Source organism: Pseudovibrio japonicus, assembly GCF_014651595.1.
GTDB classification, from domain to species: Bacteria; Pseudomonadota; Alphaproteobacteria; order Rhizobiales; family Stappiaceae; genus Pseudovibrio; species Pseudovibrio japonicus.
Genome location: NZ_BMXE01000007.1, coordinates 1 through 18165 on the forward strand (window position 1 = coordinate 1; position 18165 = coordinate 18165).

The following is an 18165-nucleotide window of genomic DNA, read 5'->3' on the forward strand; positions in this document are numbered from 1 at the left end:
AGCAACGGCATCCTGTGTCTCGGTGTGCTGAACAATGGTGCCAACCGGTAGCATTTCAATGTTCACGCGATCACCAGTAATCACGCCAACGCGCTCTGCCCATGCCTGTTGGAGTTCAAAATTTGGGTTACCAGCCGGGTCGGAAGACTGGAAGCGCAGCGAATAATCTGCTGCAAGTGCCGTGGTGGCAGTGGACGCTGCAATGACGGTTGCAGCTACAAATTTCAAAAGTTTCATACTCACAGTACCTCCCTGAAGAGTATTCAGTTTTTTGGCGGCGTCAGGCCGCGTTTTTCGAAATGATCTGATGCAGAATTTGATCAATGATTTCAGTTTTCGCACCGCTCACGTCGACGTTAATGTGCAGCTCGTCCGAGGACGGGGGCTGTAATGTTTCCAGTTGGCTGTCGAGCAGTTCAAGCGGCATGAAGTGATCCTGGCGGCTCAGCATTCTTTCGCGAATGAGAGCCTTTGGGCCTGAAAGGAAAATGAAACAGGCTTGCGGCACATGACTGCGGATGATGTCGCGGTAGGACCGCTTGAGCGCGGAGCATGCCACAACAACAGCAGGTGTCGCCTCTTGTTTGCTTAGATCAACAATGGCTTGAGAGAGATCGTTCAGCCAGGGCCGGCGCATTTCATCTGTCAGCGGATGTCCGCGACCCATTGCTTCAATATTGTCTGCAGGATGAAAATCATCGGCCTCGACATAGGTCGCCGGTAAACAGGTCGCCAGAGCACGCGCAACTGACGTTTTTCCGACGCCACACACTCCCATGACGACAAATATCGGTTTTTTGTAGTCTTCCACGCCCAAGTTTTCCTCCCAAGAGAATTTGATAGTAAATGATTGCGCAATCATTTTGCAAGCGCTATCTGAAATATCTAAAAAGGCGCCTAGGAACAGGGAGCAATTGTCGATGCCAAAACCAACGCTTGTAGATGTTGGACGCGAAGCGGGAGTTAGCGCAATCACGGTTTCTCGCGCACTTCGCTCACCTGAAAAGGTGTCTGAAGCGCTGCGCAGAAAAGTGGATAGGGCTGTGAAAAAACTGGGTTACGTGCCCAATCAATCAGCGTCTACTCTTGCATCAAACAAGTCCAACTCCATCGTTGTGATGGTGCCTTCTATCTCCAACAACGTCTTCACAGATGTGCTGGGGGGAATCAGCGATGCACTGCATGGTTCCCGTTTCAACATGCAAATCGGTTACACCAACTATGATTCGCTGGAGGAAGAACGAATCCTGCGATCGTTCCTGAACCCAACCCCCTCCGGTGTCATCATCTCTGGTCTTGAGCAGACTGAGGAAACCAGACAGATCCTTGCAAATGCGGGCGTTCCGGTTGTGCAGATTATGGACATCAGTCCGGACCCAATCGACATGATTGTGGGCTTTTCTCATGATCAGGCGGCAGAAACAGCAACACAGCATCTGGTGGATGCGGGGTATAGGAACATAGGTTTCATCGGCGCGCAGATGGATCCGCGTTCGCAAAAGCGCTTGGCTGGGTTCAAGAAGGCAATCAAGGCTAATGGAACATTGCTTGAGCAAAGCATTGCGGTGACCAACAAGCCTTCCAGTGCGCATATGGGCGCTGTCTTGCTGAGCAAGCTGACTTCCCAGTTTCCTGAGTGCGATGCTGTTTTGTGTAACAACGATGATTTGGCGGTTGGTGTGCTGTTTGAATGTCAGCGCCGTGGGATCAAGGTGCCGGAAGAGTTCGGTATCTGCGGCTTCAACGATTTAGGAATATCCTCAGAGACGGTCCCAAGCATCACATCAGTGACCACCCCCCTACGTGAGATAGGTCGTCTCGCTGCTGCGATGGTGATTGGTGAGGAGGAAGAGTCTTCAAGTCCGATTGTAGACTTGAGCTACAATATCTCCGTGCGCGAAAGCACACAGAGAGTTTAATCCGGAGCGTTGATTGGCGCTCGTGGAACGGCAATCCCTGCAACGAGGAGGAGTATCTTGTTGGCCTCCCCGTCCTTGCAATCAAACGCAGGAGCCTTCGCAGAAACGTGCACGAAGGCCGCTGGTGTCTTGCTTATGGACGGTTTTCGATCCAGGCTTTCAGGGCTGCTACGTCTGGTTCGATAAACTCGGCAATACCGCCGGAGAATTCCTTGAATGCATCAATGTTGATGTCATTGGTGCCCACCAGAACATCTGCGCCGGTTTCCAGAGCCTTTACAATCAGGTCACGAAAACCACTGCCATTGGCTTCTTGTTCGCCAAACTTGTTCAGAATGAAAACATCAAAGGGCTCGTCAATACGCTGCGCCACCTCTCCGGCGGCTTGCGCGAGTGCTGCGGTGTTCAACCGGCAGCCTGAGGCCTCTTTGCCAAGAGATTGAGTGATGGAGATTTCAGGGCCATCTGGTAGGACGCGCACTTCCATGTCGCAGCGGTGCCGGTCTGTGGTCACTGATTCTGCCTGCACGATACCGCAGGTCCGGATGCCCGCTTCCCGAAGCGTTTCGGAAAGTTCTGTCAGCACCAGTTTTCCTTTTGGCAGGGTGTAAGCAATTCTCATCTGGGGTCTTCCTCGCGCTTCTGGTTTTCGCCTATGTGAAAGCTCTCATATCAAATTGCACAATTTCTGGCTTGATCTGCGCAAGGTTCCTCCTGCGGCGAATGCGCACAATCCTCCTGTTTTGAAGAGCATTTGCGCATTCACATCATGACGCAGAACCCGGTTTTCTCACTGCGGGTGTAGGCCCCTACCCTACAAAAGCCAGCTCGTTATCGTGATAATTTCGTACTTCAGATAGGGCAGCTTGTCGAGGTTGCAAAGCTTTACCTGCGTTCGTGAGTAGCGCCGTGATTGCAGGTGATGAGGCTGCATCATACCGCAGTGTGGCCTCTGAACCTCCGGTCAGCGTGACTGACTGAAGTGTTGTCGGTGGCTGGAACTTACTGTTGTGCAAGAGCTCAAGTTCCCTCCCCTCAAGTAGTTCGTAGGGCCGCTCACATGTCACATGGATCCGGTCTTCCTCAATGCGGCGCACAACAACCGGTGTTGTATTTTGCGACTTGAGGCGAACGAATCCGGCAGCGTTTGCGTCTACCAGAGCGGAGGGTTCCGGCAGGCTGTAGCGGTTGAAAATCCAATCATAATCGCGCGACGGATAGCGACGCCGGAGCAGTTCAAGTTCACTGCGGGTCAGAGCGCTGGCACCTTGCATTGGTCCGTGGAGGAACAGGTCAAGGTTCGTGGGACTCCAGCGATTGCCGTTATAAGTCGAAACCACCTTGTCCGGGCGCTGGAAACTGTCAAACTCATATTCCATGTAATATTTGAAAAGGTTGCGTTGCTCCGGGACGCCCTGATAAGTCGCAGCGTAATCCTTACGCATCTCTGTGAGGTTGAGATGCCCACCCACCGCTGGGGCACCGTTCACATAATCGAAGGTATCGATCACCTCTTCGCTCAGCCTGCGGAACAGGAGCAATCCCTCATAAAACGCTCTATGTGTGGGGTTAGATGCCATCACGATGTCATGGAGCCCCAGATCTTCCCGTGCGAGCTGAAACGTGTATTTCAGGAGGGCGTGAACAAGTTCGCCATTGCGTGATCGGTGATCGGGATGAATGGCCAGTGTGCCGCCCTCTGCGATGCGGCGATTCCATTGTTGAATAGGGGAGAGTGAGAAAATCTTTTCCAAAGGGAGGTCTTCGCGCGATTTCACTATGAGCGTTGTCGTAGCAATCACGGTATCGCCTGTCTTGGCGATGAATGTGTAGCACGATGGCAGGACGTAGTATGGGATGAACCTGTAGCCAGTCCCATTTTCCGTCATTAACCCAGCGCTCGTGTAGGAATCGTAGAGCAACTTGCTGACCTGGCTCAGTTCATCAGGCGTTTCAACTTGTTTGAAGATAACGTTCTCAGGCGGCTTGTTTTGTAATCTTACCCGCCTTCTTTGCACGGAAACCCGACGTGCCTTCGTGGTTTCACAGGCTGTCCCTGTCCTTATCGTATCACTCATGATCAAAACCTATACTTAAAAGACTTAGCGGGACTAATAATAAATATGTATTGTCCCAGGGTAATGATCATGCAAATAATGTAAAAATTAAATAGATTATATTTAATATTAACGTTAATATTATTATTATAGTTGACTTGTGTTTGTCAGATGCAAACTTTGCATTTGAAAGTTGCATGATGAACTAGGTTCTCATGATAAATATTGAGTTCTTGTTTATTTGTACTTGTCTTACTTTTGTTTTTATTAGTGGAGGAAGATATTGACTGTTCTAGCTGCATCTCAGGTACAGGAGTCTTCAACGGATGGTTGTGCAGGCTTTTCCTATGACGCTGCCTTTTCTCGCAATATTGGATGGGTTACGCGTGAAGAGCAACAGAAACTACGAGGCAAGCGAGTTGCCATTGCTGGTATGGGCGGCGTCGGAGGAATTCACGCCATAACACTGGCACGATTAGGGATTGGTGCGTTCAGCATCGCTGACTTTGATCATTTCGACGTTGTCAACTTCAACCGCCAGATTGGCGCCACCGTTAGTACGCTGCAGGAACCCAAGGTCTCAGTGATGGCTGAGCAGGTACGCAACATCAACCCAGAAGTTGATCTGCGGGTTTTCTCAGAGGGCGTTACCAATGAGAACATTGATGCGTTTTTGAATGGCGTCGATCTGTATGTCGACGGCTTCGATTTCTTTGCACTGGACATACGCAGAAAGGTCTTTGCCAAATGCCGTGAACTGGAAATTCCCGCCGTCACGGCTGCTCCCCTCGGCATGGGTACGGCCTATCTGTGCTTTACACCCGATGGCATGAGCTTTGAAGACTACTTCCAGTTTGAGGGAGAGGATGAGCTCGGCCAGTACTGTCAGTTTTACTTGGGCCTCGCCCCAAGTGAACTGCACCGCTCTTCTCTGATGGACAGCTCTCAACTCAACCTGAAAGAAGAGCGCGGCCCTTCCACTGCCGCCGGATGTCAACTGGCGGCCGGAGTCGCTGGCGCGCAAGCGGTCAAGCTTCTGCTTGGTCGCGGCCCTTTGAAACCAGCACCCTGGTATCATCATTTTGATGCCTACGAAGGTGAGTTTGTAACCAAACGCCTGCCCTCGGGAAACAAAAATTTCTCTCAGAAACTGAAACTTAAGAAGATGAAGGAGCAGTTTGCTTAGTTTCTGCGTGACTGCAAAAATAGAGGTGCGCGGGAGGCCTGCTTTTTAAAAGGTAGGTCGCGTGGTGGCGGGCAAAACATGCGGTGCTCGCGTACCTCTACGCAAAGTTACGCACTTTCGGCAAATTTAATATGAGTATATCACTCAGGTTATTGACTTTTGTCAATTAACTGAGGGAATGAACGTGATCTACAAGAATTGCAACTCATTCGCATTTGCGACTCGCTCGTTTTCTATCCCCTTCCGATGGAAACCCTAATATGATCACGCGCCGTTCTTTTCTTTCACAAACCGCAGGCTTCACTGCTGCCGCTTCGATAGGCACCTCAGTGCCGGTTATGGCTGCGGCGGGCAGTCCGGTGCTGAAGCTTTATGGTCCGCCAGTGGGCCCCTCTGTTGTACTGTCTTACATCGCCAACAAAGGCTTGCTTTCGGACTACACGCAGAACGTGGACTTTACCGTCTACAAATCCCCCGATGTCCTGCGCGCTGGCTTTATTTCCGGTGACTGGCAGCTGGCTGGCACCCCCTCTTATGTTGCTGCAAACCTTGCCAACAAAGGACTTCCCGTAAAGATGCTGAACATCATGAGCTGGGGCATGCTTTATGTGCTCAGTTATGATGGCTCGGTTACGTCACCGGCGGATCTGGCTGGCGAACAGGTTGGTATGTTCTTTCGTAATGACATGCCTGATTTGGTGTTTGGAACCGTCATGGAGCAAAACGGCCTGACGGCGGGCAAGGACTATACGCTCCACTATGTGAGCACCCCGTTTGAGGCGCTGCAATTGCTTCTCTCCGGTCGCATCAAACACTGTGTTTTGCCCGAACCAGCTGCAACGGCAGGCATGGTCAAAGGCAAGACGGTTGGCAAATCGGTCTATCGCTCCATCGATCTGACGAAAGAATGGGCGTCTGTAACCGGCGGCAATGGCCGCTTTCCGATGGCGGGCATGATGGTGCACGAAGATCTGCTCAATGAACAGCCCGAGTTGGTGGAAGGTTTTCAAAAAGCGTGTGTGACCGGCACAGAATGGGTCAAGGCAAATCCGGAGGAAGCAGCAGCTGTTTCCTCCGATAGCATCCCAATGCCTGCCGATATGATCGCACAGTCCATACCCCATACGCACCTGACAGCAGAGCGTGCCAAAGACATTCGCGGCGAGCTGGAACAGTTTTACTCCATTTTGGCACAGAAGAACCCATCAATCATTGGTGGGAAACTCCCCAACGCGGATTTCTACCTGTAGCGAAGCAGGCTCGGCGGGCCGTCCCAAGGTTACGGTCACCTGGCCTGCTGAGCCCCAAACAACGAGAACGTACCTGATGAACCGTCACATGCTATCGACGTTGATGAGCAGACTTTGGAGTGGGTGGGGCACTATGGCCGGGGTATGTCTCATTTTCGCGCTGTGGCAGATCGGCTTTGAAACCTTCGGCCCATTGGTGCTACCCGCACCACTGGACGCGTTGGAGCGTTTGGCCCACATAGTCGCCGTGCCATCGGGGCTGGACTACATTTTGATCACCGCCAGACGTGCTTTTGCAGGCTTCTTGCTTGCCAGCACCGTCGGCATCTTCTTTGGCCTGATTGCAGGCTGGTCGAACACACTGTCCCTGCTTTGCAAGCCGTTCATCACCGTGGCACTTGGTGTGCCGCCGATTGCATGGATCGTGCTTGCATTGCTGTGGTTTGGCGGTGGGGACGGCACGCCGGTCTTTACGGTGTTCATCTCCACGATCCCGTTGATCTTCGCAGGCGCTCTGCAAGGCGTGCGGATGCGGGAGAAGGAGCTTGATGAGATGGCACAGAGTTTTCATGTGCCGCTGCTCCAACGTTTCTGGCAGGTGCAGGCGCCGCAGATTGTCTCATACCTGTTTCCAGCGTGGGCCACCGCGTTGGGGCTCAGCTGGAAAGTGGTCGTGATGGCGGAGTTGCTTTCAAGCACGCGCGGCATTGGCGCGGGTCTTGCGGAGGCGCGGGTTAATATCGATACCGCCGCTACCATGGCATGGATTGTCGTGATTGTCGGGCTGCTGCTGGTGATCGAGGGCATATTGCTCAACCCTGTTAAAGACTATGTGGAGGGCTGGAAGCATGCCGACTGAGACTGCCCCCTTGCTTTCTGTTATGCCCAGTGTCTCATCAGAAACACAGCCTTCCGTCTTGTCCGTCTCGGTCACAGACCACCGCTATCATCCCCTTCAGCAAACACTGGCGCCATGTGCGCTGGAGCTGAAAAAGGGCGAGGTCGTTAGCATCATAGGCCCATCCGGCTGCGGCAAGTCCACTTTCCTGCGGATCGCTGCCGGATTGATTGAGGCGAGTGCGGGAACAGTCACAAGCATCGCCGACCGCACGGCAATCCTGTTTCAGGAGCACCGGTTGCTGTCGTGGAAGAGCCTGTTAAACAACATCAGCTTTGGCCTTCAGGGACAAAAGCTTTCCAAGCTCGAGCGCATGACGAAAGCGCGAACCGTCGCCACTGCGATGGGTTTTGCCGAGGAGGACCTGATCAAATACCCCTCCGAGCTTTCCGGCGGCATGCGCCAGCGTGGGGCTTTGGCCCGTGCAATGGCGATTGAGCCAGACCTGCTGTTTCTGGATGAACCCTTCAGCGCTCTGGACATTGGACGCCGCCGCGATCTTTATCGGCTCGTGCTGCATGAAGTTGATCAGAAGCAGTGCTCCGTTTTGATGGTCACGCACGATGTAACCGAAGCCTTGGCGCTTAGCGACCGTGTCTTGATTATGGCCCCAGATCCCGGACACTTTTCCAAGGAATATGAAGTGCCATTGATGCGCTCCGAGCGCACACGGCGAAACCTCATGGACCTTGAGGCGAGCTTGCTTGCCGATGACCGGATCGCGCACCTGTTCAACATGAGAAATTGGGAACGGCTGGTATGACGGACTTTGTACGTATCCCTGACCAGAAACGCTCTTTGTTTGAAGCGCCTGTATTTTCTGAAGGGTTCAGGGTCTTCTTCCCACTGACAGCGCTTTACGCTCTGTTTTCCATCGTGATTTGGGGGCTGGTGCTTGCGGATGTGCTGCCGATGCCGTTCGATGCAGATCCATTGCTCTTCCATCAGTACGAGATGTTCTTTGGCGTCTTTGCCGGGGCAATGGCAGGTTTTTTGACCACAGCGCTGCCATCGTGGTCCAACACACCAAAAATAGCGGGTGCACAACTGGCCGGTCTGGGTGCTCTCTGGCTGGCAGGCCGTGTTGCCTTCTGGCTGCTCGGGGTTCTCCCTGCCCCAGCTGTCTTCGTGGTTCAGGCTCTGTTTCCCGCCGCGGTTTTGTTCATTGTACTGCCAAGACTCTGGCAGACCAAGATGCGTCATCTCCTATGGCCGGTGCTGTTGCTCTTCGCGGCGCAGCTTATGAGCTTTTGGGAGTTGTCGGTGTTTGGCGTCTTCGAGCGGGGGCTTGCGGTTGCCGAAGGGGCGCTTGTCCTGATGGTGCTCACCTCGCTGGCACCGATCACTATGGTGATTGTGAATGACGCCTTGTCTACGCGCAAAGATGGAGCGGTCTTTATTCCGCGCCCGCCAATGAGACGGGCTGCCCTGTTCTGCATCACTGCATTTACCCTTGCCAAAGTGCTGGGTGCATCGGATGCCCTTCAGGGATGGCTTGCACTGGCGTCTGCATGTGCGGTGCTCAACATGCTGCAGGACTGGCATCTGCCCGGCGCCTTAAGAACCCCGTTCGCCAAGGCGCTTTACCTGACCTATTGGTTTTTTGGAATTGGTTTTGCCATGCAAGCTGGTGGCTTGTTGGAGCTACTGCCTGCAGGGGCTTACGTATCCGGCCAGCATATGCTCTTCATCGGCGGCCTGTCACTGGCGACCTTCATGGTTCTGATTATCGCCGGCCTGCGTCATGCCGGATACTCCCTGAAACTTCCCAAGCTGCCGGGAGTCGGAATTCTGGCTCTCATCGGTGCGTGCCTCGTGCGCTCGCTGGGACCGCTGTTTGTGCCTGATCTGAATATCATGCCACTCGCCTGGTCTCTGTTTGCTTTGGCCTTCACCTTGTACCTGATCCACTTCCTCCCGGTGTTCCTTCGTGAAAACGCTGTAGAATAAAGGCAATTGACGATGTTTTCTCTCTCTAGATTTTTAGTGTCAAAGAAGCGCAAGTGCTCGGAAGACCTGGCTACAGATGTCCCGCAGTCCTGCCCTGTGACAGGAGACACCTGCAATATGAATGACAGGGAATCTTGTCACGACGCCCGGTGCTGCATCCTCTCAGGCCTTGCTTTTCAGTCAGGCACTGATCAACACCAGTTCGTCGACGATATCTGGTCCGTCGAGAAGCGCTGAGACGATGGTCGTGCTTCTTCAGCGGGCCCCTTCAAACCGCCTGATCTGACCGAGTAGAGTTTCGGTCAACTGTTCTTTGCCTCTGGCCTATGATAATTTCCGGATGTATTAGTCCATGATACTCGCGCAAGGTGTGCTGATTGCTCTTGATGGGTCAGCTTGCTTAACGCAGCGGCTTTGGAAGGTGGACGATGACGAAGAATATCGTGGTGTTTTCAGATGGGACCGGTCAGGAGGGCGGTGAGGGCCCGGACACGAACATCTACAAGCTCTTCAAGATTTGCGAAAACAGAACCAAGCGGCAGGTGTTGTTTTATGACCGGGGTCTGGGTACAACAGCCCATTGCTCCCGTTTTGTGCGGTTTCTTGCCAACATCACTGGATTCGGCATCAGCAAGAACCTGAAGGAATGCTATCAGTTCATCTTCGATAATTATCAGGCCAAGGACAAGATTTTCTTGTTCGGTTTCAGCCGCGGAGCCACCACAGTGCGTAGTCTGGCAGGCTTCATCGAAATGTTCGGCATCCTGCCAAAGTCACGCCCCGAGCTGATTGCCAAAGCCTATAGGATCTACCAGATCAGTGACCCTGAGCGCCGCAAGATCAAGGCCAGGGAATTTCGAGAAAAGCACCACAATATGTGGGTAGAAATCGAATTCCTCGGCGTATGGGATACGGTTGCCGCGCTTGGGCTTCCATGGAAGCCGCTTTCAGCTGCCGTCAACAAGATCCCCGGCTTCAAACACGAGTTTCATGACCTGACTTTGCCGCCTTCGGTGAAAAATGCCTACCATGCTCTATCCATTGACGATGAGCGCGAGGTGTTTCATCCCGTATTGTGGAACGAGGCCACCGCTCCCAACCAGATCATGCAACAGACATGGTTTGCAGGTGTGCATACGGATGTGGGTGGCGGGTATGCGGACGCGCGTTTGTCTGACATCACCTTCAAATGGATGCTCAAGCATGCGGAACGCAGTGGCCTGCGTATTCATGGAGGCAGCCGCAAAGTACTGAGTGCCAAGCTGACCCCGGATGAGGCGGGGACCATCCATAACCCGCGTGAAGGCATCTTTGAGTATATCTACAAGGTCAAACAGCGAGACTGGCCGCAGCAGGATGAAAACGAGCGGGCACGTGGTCAGCCTCATGTCCATGCCAGCGTGTTCGAGCGGGTGAACAACCCGGAGATGAACTACAAGCCATGGATAGTGGATCATAACCCGATTGAGGAACCAGCAATCCGGCGCACGGCTCCTGTAGAAGAGACGGAAACCTCGTGAAACAAAAAAGCCGGGGCAACTGATGCTGCTCCGGCCAGAATTCTTGCAGGAAAAGCTATGACTTTCGGTGACCTGTGATCATCGGTGTCACCAGATCCTCACGTTTCCATATGCGGTAGAAGAAGATCGCTGCCACATGCAGTCCCATCAAAATGAGCGTGGCGCGGGCCAAAATGCCGTGCCATGCCAAGGCTGTGCGGGCACCGTCGATACCCACCCATGACGCCAGAGGGCCCACATTGATGTAGTCTTCCGGGTCGACGAATAGGCCGAGTGCCGCCTGCGCTCCGATCAGCCCAAGCAGCAGTAAGACGAACAACCCACCAAGAGGATTGTGGCCCTTCCAGTTGCACGGCTGTCGGCTTGGCAGTTTGAGCATGTAGGACAGGATTGCTTTTGGGCCAAAGATGAAGCTTGAGAACCGGGAGGTCTCGGAACCAACAAAACCCCAGATCAGACGAAACGCAATGAGCGCGAGCACTGCATAGCCAAACCAGAAATGCAGCGTCATAACGTCAGGTCCGAATTCACCCAAACCCCATGCGGCAACAACACTGCTTGCAAACAGCCAGTGGAACAGGCGCAGGGGCAAATCCCATTTACGGGTGGCTTTGCTCCTCTGCGTTTCCATAGAATAGTCAGTGCTCGCAGTTGTCATCGCTTAAAAGTCCTTGGAGCGGTAGTCGGAGTGACAGCCCTTGCAAGAACCACCCAGTTTGCCCAGTGCCTTGCCCAATGCGGCACGACCTTCGCCTGCTGCTTCATTCATGGCAACGAGCGCTTCATTGGTCGCATCGGCTTTTGCGTGAAGGCCGTCCATATCTTCCCAGATTACAGGCAGCGCGCGTGTTTTGCCCGGCATGTCTGCGTTGGATGTGCCAGCTGGGTAAAGACGTTCAGTGTCGTACTTGCCAAGAAGCATCATGTTGGCAACAGCGGTTTTTGCAGTGTCGGCGTTGTATTCAATCTCGCCCTTTGCCAAGGCAGACAATGTCGCCATGTCATGACCGAGCACTCTGTAATAAGCGCGGCGTGACTCTACCGCGTCTTCCTTGGTGATCCCGGCAGCGAGAGCTGAAGTTGCCGTCATTGCGATGACTGCCGAAATAAGTAACTTACGCATGGATCTCTCCGCAAATGTAATACTGAAAGTATTATATTGTAGTTTTCCGCCCTTATGTAGGTGAATAAAGATAATATTGGTCAATAGCAAATATGTTGCTTTACTTATTTTAGTTGTACTTAAGTGTATGTCCTTATATATCGTTATTTGTGTTCGTTATTAAGAGGATCAGGTAAGCTAATTCAAGGTTCAATACTAATAGTGTAATAGTTTGTGGCAGAATATAACGAGAGTTTGTTGTGTTGGATTGGTTGGGTCATGCTGGTACAACTTCGTCGACCAAATGACCCTCGTCCATGGTCAAAATTCGGTCTGCCAACTGCAAAATCCGGTTGTCGTGGGTGACCATGACCGTGGTTATCCCACGTTTTTCACCAAGCTCCTTGAGCAGTTTGACAACAGTCAAGCCGGTGTCCTTATCAAGTGCGGCTGTTGGTTCATCCGCAAAGACAATATCGGGCGAGGCGACAAGCGCACGTGCAATGGCAACACGCTGCTTTTGACCGCCGGAAAGATGGGCGGGCATATAGTCAAGTCGATCTTCCAACCCGAGGAGGGACAGGATGTGGCGTGCAGCTTTGTTCTGCTGTTCTACATCGACTGTTGCCCTTACCCCGCTCTGGTGCACCTGCAGGCCCATCAACACATTCTGTGTTGCTGTCAGGCTTTCATGCAGGTTGTGGGCCTGAAAGATAAAGCCGAGGCGTCGCCGCAACATGATCTTCATGGTCTCGTCTGCACCATGGAGTTCGTGCCCCAGCAGAGAGAGTTGGCCCTTCTGCACGTCTCTCAGGCAGCCCATGAGCGTGAGCATTGTAGTTTTGCCGGAGCCCGACGGCCCCATCAGCACGGTCAAGCTGCCTTTTTTGATCGCGAAGTCGATGTCAAAAATTGCTTGCTTGCGCGTTTCTCCTTCACCAAACCAATGACTAAGGCCAGAAACGCTGATCGGGCTATGTGGTGTGTATGTCATGCGCTCCCCCTAGAACAGATCTGCCGGATCAGCATGTGCCAATCGCCGTGTTGCGATGGTGCCGGAAAGTGCGCAGGCGGCCAGCGTTCCGATAAAAACCATTAGGCCACTGGCAAGTGTCAGCTCCACAGGCAAACCGGATTTCAGGACGAGCAAATGGTAAATGCCGGCGGCTGCTAACACGCTGGGAAAGAACCCGAAGACTGCGAGGATTATGGCCTCTTCAAAGATGATGCTGAGGAAAAAGCCTTCACCAAACCCCATGGCCTTGAAGGTGGCATATTCTTTGAGGTGGTCAGCCACATCTGTACTGAGAACCTGATAGACAATGACGATGCCCACCAGAACACCAATAACGGTACCAAAACCGAAAATGATGCCCACCGGCTTCTCAGAGGTCTGATAGGCCTGCTCATCTGCCGCTGCTTTGGCAAAGCTGCGGATTTTCAGGGTCTCCGTCGGCAAAACCTGCTTAAGAAGTTCGACCGTCCTATCAATGGAGGCACCCGGCTGCACCTGCAGCAAAATGTGGTCCGGCGCTCCGGAACTGCGGGAGGGTGACAGGCGCAAGACGCTTTGGTCAGACATTACAAGATTGCCATCCGCACTGAACCCGGCCCCATTCTGCAAGGTGCCGATCAGCTTGATCTGGCGGTTTTTCATCTCAAAGACAGCAGGCGTCTCCGGCGAGAGGGAATTGAAGAATACTTCTGTGCCACCGCGTGTTTTGCGGTCTATCAGCGCCGTGTCAGGCAATGCCAGTTGCAAAAACTGAGGGCGCAGCACCGGTGCCATGAAATCAATGGCTTCAATAGGCAGGCCGACCAGTTGTAAAGCGGAGGTCTGGTCTTCCTGCACCCGCCAGTCAACCATGGAGATGTAAACGGGTGCGGCCGACGCAACTTCCGGCACAGCCAGGGCGTTCAACATGTGGACACGGGCAACGTTACCGCCTTCTGTCAGCGACTTAGAATCAGATGAAGAGATCAAGATATCTGCTTCGAAAAGCTGATAAGGCTGAAGCGTGGAGCCTGTGAGCGCTCCCATCATTCCAAGCTGCACAAACACTAGTACATTGGCAAAAGCAACGCCCGCCAGTGCAGCAGCAAAACGGCCTTTGTTGTGTGTCAGCTGCAGCCAGCCAATCGGGAGCCGTCCCAAAACCCATGTGAGAAACCGGGTCACTTGATGGCCTCGTTATTAGCTGGCTGGAAATAGCCAAGGATCTCCAGATTGGTGAGGTTTGCAGCTAGTTCCGAGGAGGTTTCGTCCAGCGTGACTACGACTGTCACCACACGCGCGTCGGTGTTTGCTGCAGGATCAACGCTGATGATGTTCTGGCGGCCCACAATGAGCCCGATCTCCGTAAGGGTGCCACGAAGCTCCTGAGCCAGAGCCTCTGCCCGCAGTGTGACAGCGTTACCTATGTTCAAACGACCGATCTGGTTCTGGTAGATCTCCATCTCCGCTGTCATCAGGCGGGTGTTGCCGAACTCGATCAGTCCTGCGGAGGCTGGACGTTCTCCGGGCTGCACCAAAAGGTCCAGAACCGTGCCATCAAATGGTGCGCGGACGACAGATTTTTCAAGGTTCACTTCAGCGGTGCGCAACGCGACCTGCGCTGCGTGCAATTTGCGTTTAGCCAGTTCCACATCAGCCTGAGAAATTTCCGTGGAGCTGCTGTATCGTTTGAGCGTCGCCGCCTTACGCGCCACATCCAACAAAGCACTCTCCGCTTCTGCTTCCGCACGATCCAGCTGGGCCTGCGTCACCACCTTGCGGGCAAACAGAGACTTGGTGCGTTCCAGCTCAGCCTGTGCCAGATCCGCATTGGTTCTGGCCCGGTTCAGGTCAGCCTCATTCTCCACCTGACTGGCCGTGGTAGACAGCTGTACCTGTCGTAGCGAGGCTTCGGATACCGCGATCTCTGCTTGTGCTGCTTCAACGCTCGCTTCAAGTGAAGGACGGTTGTCAAGCGTCGCCAGAACGGTGCCTTTCTCGACCCAGTCGCCAACGGAAACCGGTAGATCCGCAATACGTGCATCCCCTGCCCCAAATGGCAGCGCGATGGTTGAGACACCATCCCGTGGGATCAACTTTCCAAGTGCAACGACAGCACCCGCCTGCAGTGCTGAGATGTCTTCTTTGGTGACTGTTGTATTGATTGGAACAGCGATTTTCAAATCACTTCCACCACCAGGTTCCAGACCTGTCATCTCATAGAATAGGCGCAGGCCAGAAGGCTGAAAGTACATTCCCATAACACCGCCGGTAAACATTATAGCGATGACAACAGGGACAAGCAGAATGACCCGCTTGAATGGCAAGCCCTTGCGGACCCTCCCAGAAATGGAGGATATGCCTGTGTCTTCCAAAGGCAAATCGTTGTTTGGAGCATGGTGATGGGTCACAGGATCCCCTCTGCTGTGACTTGTAAACTGTTATATTCTATTGTTCTAAAATTAGGTGCGTGCAATTTAAAAACTGTATTGATTTGTAATGATTTGTAACGCAGCTGGATTTTGGGATTTGGCTTAGGAGGAGTTTGTGCCTGCGCGTCATCTTAGTAGCCTCAACGGTAGACACTGGATGAACGCGGCAATGTGGCTTCCCGCAGTCATTCTGGGCTCGTTGGTTTCAAACGGTTCGGCCCTGTCTTTTCGTCGAGTATCTGCCTTAAGATTTCTCCTGAGGGTTGTGTTTCGCTACACTTTTATACATACGAACAGAGCTCACTCTAGTTGTGCTGTCTTCGATCAACGGCGCATGAAGAAGGCATCTTGAGCTTGATAGGGATTATTTATGATTAAGTATTTTTTGAGTGCTGCCATCGTTATGGCGGGGGCAGGCGCAGCATTTGCCGAAACACGTTCCGGTGATGTGCGAGCCAATCGCTCGTCGATTGTAAACCGGCATTTTTACTATGATGCGCAGTTGTGTAGCTCGGGGCCGATTGCTCAGGTAAAGCTGAAAAAAGAGCCAAAGCATGGCACTGTTAAGATTGTCAGAAGTGCTTGGGTTCCAGAAAAGGGGAAGTGTAAGGGCAAGAAATTCAAGGGTGTCGATATTATTTATACGCCCAAGAAAGGGTACCGCGGACCTGACGAGTTTGCGACAAAGTACTCTATGCCGCAATACACCAACCGAAGCACGATGAGATACCTTCACGACACCTACGAGGTCAATGTGAAGTAAGTTCTACCAGTATCAGATATAACAAAAGCCCGAGGTGCAATGCATGCCTCGGGCTTTTGCGTCATGAGACAGATCTAGGATGTCGCCATGGTTTTTGAAGGTGCTACTGGCTTACATCTCTTCTTAGTCGCCGCAGCCTGCAAGGCGTCGTATTCGCCCTTCAGACTCGCCAGTTCTTCTTTGTTGTCGTCTGTCGCAGCAAGCAGGAAGAGGCTTGGCCAGAACACCAGCAGGCCGACGCCCATGATCAATGCATCGGCAGTTGCGGCGTCCTCTTGATCGCCGGTCACCTCTTGAACTCTTGCACCAACTGCAACGAGTTCCTCATTGATTTCCCGACACTTAAAAGAGTTATACTTACTCGAAGAGACATAGTTTGCCTTGATGCTGCTTGGTGACGATGCACAACCAGCGACAGCAGCCATCAGACACGCTGATACGGCTACATTAATAACTTTCCGCAAAATCAAAATGTTACCCCAACTTCGAATTAATTTATTTCAATCCAGAGTTGCTTTTCTCTCAGTCCGATACCTTTTGTCTACTGAAAAATAATGGATTAGACCTAAATACTAGTATATCGGGACAGTCCTGAGAGTACCTGCTGTTTCCATGTGCAGAGGGGCCACAGGCACGAAAAAGCCCCGAAGTGGTTTCACACTCCGGGGCTTCCCATATTAATCGATAGTTGGAACTAGCTGATCTTACCAAGCAGGTTGTCCATGGAAGACTTTGCATCACCGTAGTACATGCGGGAGTTTTCCTTGTAGAACAGCGGGTTCTCGATGCCGGAGTAACCAGTACCCTGACCACGCTTGGAGATGAACACGTGCTTGGCTTTCCACACTTCCAGAACCGGCATGCCGGCGATTGGTGAGTTTGGATCTTCCTGAGCTGCCGGGTTCACAATGTCGTTTGCGCCAATGATGATGACAACATCTGTATCCGGGAAATCATCGTTGATCTCATCCATTTCCAGAACGATGTCATAAGGCACTTTTGCTTCAGCAAGCAGCACGTTCATGTGGCCTGGAAGACGGCCTGCGACCGGGTGGATTGCGAACCGAACGTTCTTGCCTTTGGCACGCAGACGCTTGGTCAGTTCAGAAACGGACTGCTGTGCCTGAGCAACAGCCATGCCGTAACCCGGTACAATCACAACGCTATCTGCATCGTTGAGGGTCTCAGCCACAAAGTCCGCATCCGTTGGAACCATCTCGCCTTCGATTTCCTGTGCCGGACCTGTTGTTGTGCCAAAGCCGCCAAGAATAACGGAAACAAAGTGCCGGTTCATCGCCTTACACATGATGTAAGAGAGGATCGCACCGGAGGAACCAACCAGAGCACCTGTCACGATCAGCAGATCGTTGCCGAGCAAGAAACCTGTCGCTGCAGCTGCCCAACCGGAGTAGGAGTTCAGCATGGAAACAACAACGGGCATGTCCGCCCCACCAATGGCCATAACCATGTGCCAACCAATGAAGAAGGCGATCAGGGTCATCAGGTAGAGTGTCCAGGAACCGGCGTGGTTCATGTACATGATCAGCAGGATGATAGAGAGTACCAACAGGCCCGCGTTCAGGGCATGACGGCCCGGCAGAAGCAAAGCCTTACCGCCGATCTTTCCAGCCAGCTTACCGTAAGCGACGATAGAGCCGGTGAAAGTGATCGCGCCGATGAAGACGCCAATGAAGATCTCCACCTCGTGGATGACCAGCTCAGCGCCTGCCAAACCTTCTGGTGGAGCGATATCTGAGTTGATGCCGATGAAGACAGCTGCCAGACCCACGAAGGAGTGCAGAGCAGCCACCAGCTGCGGCATGCCAGTCATTTCAACGCGTTGCGCGACGACTACACCAGCAGCAGCACCTGCTGCAACAGTGATGATCAGCATGATCGCAACGGCAGGGCTTGTTAGATCAACACCTGCGCCAAAGATCGTTGCAAGCACAGCCAGTGCCATGCCGACGATACCAAACCAAACAGCGCGTTTTGCGCTTTCCTGATTGGACAGACCACCCAGAGACAGGATGAACAGTACGGTTGCCGCAATATAAGCGGCGGTTTGAAGTCCGATAGACATAATGCTTCCCT

At 52.8% G+C, this 18165-nt stretch carries 18 protein-coding genes and 1 pseudogene; 8 read left to right on the forward strand and 11 right to left on the reverse strand.

All coding sequences use genetic code 11. The annotated features are described in order from the left end of the window. Together IE076_RS17045 and IE076_RS17050 are read right to left on the reverse strand one after the other, a co-directional pair. A pseudogene (locus IE076_RS17045) lies at positions 1-237 on the reverse strand (C4-dicarboxylate ABC transporter substrate-binding protein); the annotation flags it as partial. A gap of 43 nt (positions 238-280) precedes the next feature. Beyond that, a complete protein-coding gene (locus IE076_RS17050) occupies positions 281-811 on the reverse strand; it encodes a gluconokinase (protein WP_189438240.1) in 531 nt (176 codons plus the stop codon). 109 nt (positions 812-920) lie between these two features. Between IE076_RS17050 and gntR the strand changes: the two genes are divergently transcribed. Then, positions 921-1919, forward strand: a complete 999-nt coding sequence (gene gntR / locus IE076_RS17055; RefSeq protein ID WP_189438000.1) for an HTH-type transcriptional regulator GntR — start codon at positions 921-923, stop codon at positions 1917-1919. Positions 1920-2052: 133 nt separating this feature from the next. Here gntR and IE076_RS17060 read toward each other — a convergent pair whose 3' ends face one another. Together IE076_RS17060 and IE076_RS17065 are read right to left on the reverse strand one after the other, a co-directional pair. Beyond that, on the reverse strand, positions 2053-2541 hold the full coding sequence (locus IE076_RS17060; protein WP_189438001.1) for a DUF2478 domain-containing protein: 489 nt from the start codon (positions 2539-2541) through the stop codon (positions 2053-2055). Between the two features lie 187 nt (positions 2542-2728). After that, positions 2729-3997, reverse strand: coding sequence for an N-acyl amino acid synthase FeeM domain-containing protein (locus tag IE076_RS17065; protein ID WP_189438002.1), 1269 nt, complete (start codon positions 3995-3997; stop codon positions 2729-2731). A 262-nt stretch (positions 3998-4259) separates the two neighbouring features. Here IE076_RS17065 and IE076_RS17070 point away from each other — a divergent pair, with 262 nt between their 5' ends. From IE076_RS17070 to IE076_RS17100, 6 genes are all read left to right on the forward strand, one after another. Further along, complete coding sequence (locus tag IE076_RS17070; protein ID WP_189438003.1) at positions 4260-5162, forward strand: ThiF family adenylyltransferase; 903 nt, start codon at positions 4260-4262, stop codon at positions 5160-5162. Positions 5163-5422: 260 nt separating this feature from the next. Then, the gene (locus IE076_RS17075) at positions 5423-6412 is read left to right on the forward strand and encodes an ABC transporter substrate-binding protein (protein WP_189438004.1); all 990 of its coding nucleotides are present in this window, start codon (positions 5423-5425) and stop codon (positions 6410-6412) included. Positions 6413-6545: 133 nt separating this feature from the next. Beyond that, positions 6546-7271 carry an ABC transporter permease gene (locus IE076_RS17080; RefSeq protein ID WP_209009214.1) on the forward strand — a complete coding sequence of 242 codons (726 nt, stop codon included), beginning with the start codon at positions 6546-6548 and terminating at the stop codon, positions 7269-7271. Then, a complete protein-coding gene (locus IE076_RS17085; protein WP_189438005.1) occupies positions 7261-8073 on the forward strand; it encodes an ABC transporter ATP-binding protein in 813 nt (270 codons plus the stop codon). The genes IE076_RS17080 and IE076_RS17085 overlap by 11 nt, the downstream gene beginning before the upstream one ends. After that, positions 8070-9260, forward strand: coding sequence for an NnrS family protein (locus IE076_RS17090; protein ID WP_189438006.1), 1191 nt, complete (start codon positions 8070-8072; stop codon positions 9258-9260). Before IE076_RS17085 ends, IE076_RS17090 begins: the two co-directional genes overlap by 4 nt. 428 nt (positions 9261-9688) lie before the next feature. Further along, a complete protein-coding gene (locus IE076_RS17100; protein ID WP_189438008.1) occupies positions 9689-10780 on the forward strand; it encodes a T6SS phospholipase effector Tle1-like catalytic domain-containing protein in 1092 nt (363 codons plus the stop codon). A gap of 55 nt (positions 10781-10835) precedes the next feature. On the opposite strand, the gene IE076_RS17105 is transcribed toward IE076_RS17100, so the two are convergent. From IE076_RS17105 to IE076_RS17125, 5 genes are all read right to left on the reverse strand, one after another. Further along, positions 10836-11438: a cytochrome b/b6 domain-containing protein gene (locus IE076_RS17105; protein WP_189438009.1), complete on the reverse strand. Its 603-nt coding sequence runs from the start codon at positions 11436-11438 to the stop codon at positions 10836-10838. Between the two features lie 3 nt (positions 11439-11441). Further along, a complete protein-coding gene (locus IE076_RS17110) occupies positions 11442-11903 on the reverse strand; it encodes a c-type cytochrome (protein WP_189438010.1) in 462 nt (153 codons plus the stop codon). 256 nt (positions 11904-12159) lie between these two features. Continuing rightward, positions 12160-12876 carry an ATP-binding cassette domain-containing protein gene (locus IE076_RS17115; protein ID WP_189438011.1) on the reverse strand — a complete coding sequence of 239 codons (717 nt, stop codon included), beginning with the start codon at positions 12874-12876 and terminating at the stop codon, positions 12160-12162. 9 nt (positions 12877-12885) lie between these two features. Next, complete coding sequence (locus tag IE076_RS17120; RefSeq protein ID WP_189438012.1) at positions 12886-14061, reverse strand: FtsX-like permease family protein; 1176 nt, start codon at positions 14059-14061, stop codon at positions 12886-12888. Then, a complete protein-coding gene (locus IE076_RS17125; protein WP_189438013.1) occupies positions 14058-15287 on the reverse strand; it encodes an HlyD family efflux transporter periplasmic adaptor subunit in 1230 nt (409 codons plus the stop codon). The genes IE076_RS17120 and IE076_RS17125 overlap by 4 nt, the downstream gene beginning before the upstream one ends. Before the next feature lie 391 nt (positions 15288-15678). On the opposite strand from IE076_RS17125, the gene IE076_RS17130 reads away from it, so the two are divergent. Then, on the forward strand, positions 15679-16071 hold the full coding sequence (locus IE076_RS17130) for a hypothetical protein (RefSeq protein ID WP_189438014.1): 393 nt from the start codon (positions 15679-15681) through the stop codon (positions 16069-16071). Between the two features lie 74 nt (positions 16072-16145). Here the strand turns inward: IE076_RS17130 and IE076_RS17135 are convergent, their stop codons facing one another. Further along, the gene (locus IE076_RS17135) at positions 16146-16361 is read right to left on the reverse strand and encodes a hypothetical protein (protein WP_189438015.1); all 216 of its coding nucleotides are present in this window, start codon (positions 16359-16361) and stop codon (positions 16146-16148) included. Positions 16362-16765: 404 nt separating this feature from the next. Beyond that, a complete protein-coding gene (gene pntB / locus IE076_RS17140; protein ID WP_189438016.1) occupies positions 16766-18154 on the reverse strand; it encodes a Re/Si-specific NAD(P)(+) transhydrogenase subunit beta in 1389 nt (462 codons plus the stop codon). Between the last annotated feature and the right edge of the window lie 11 nt (positions 18155-18165).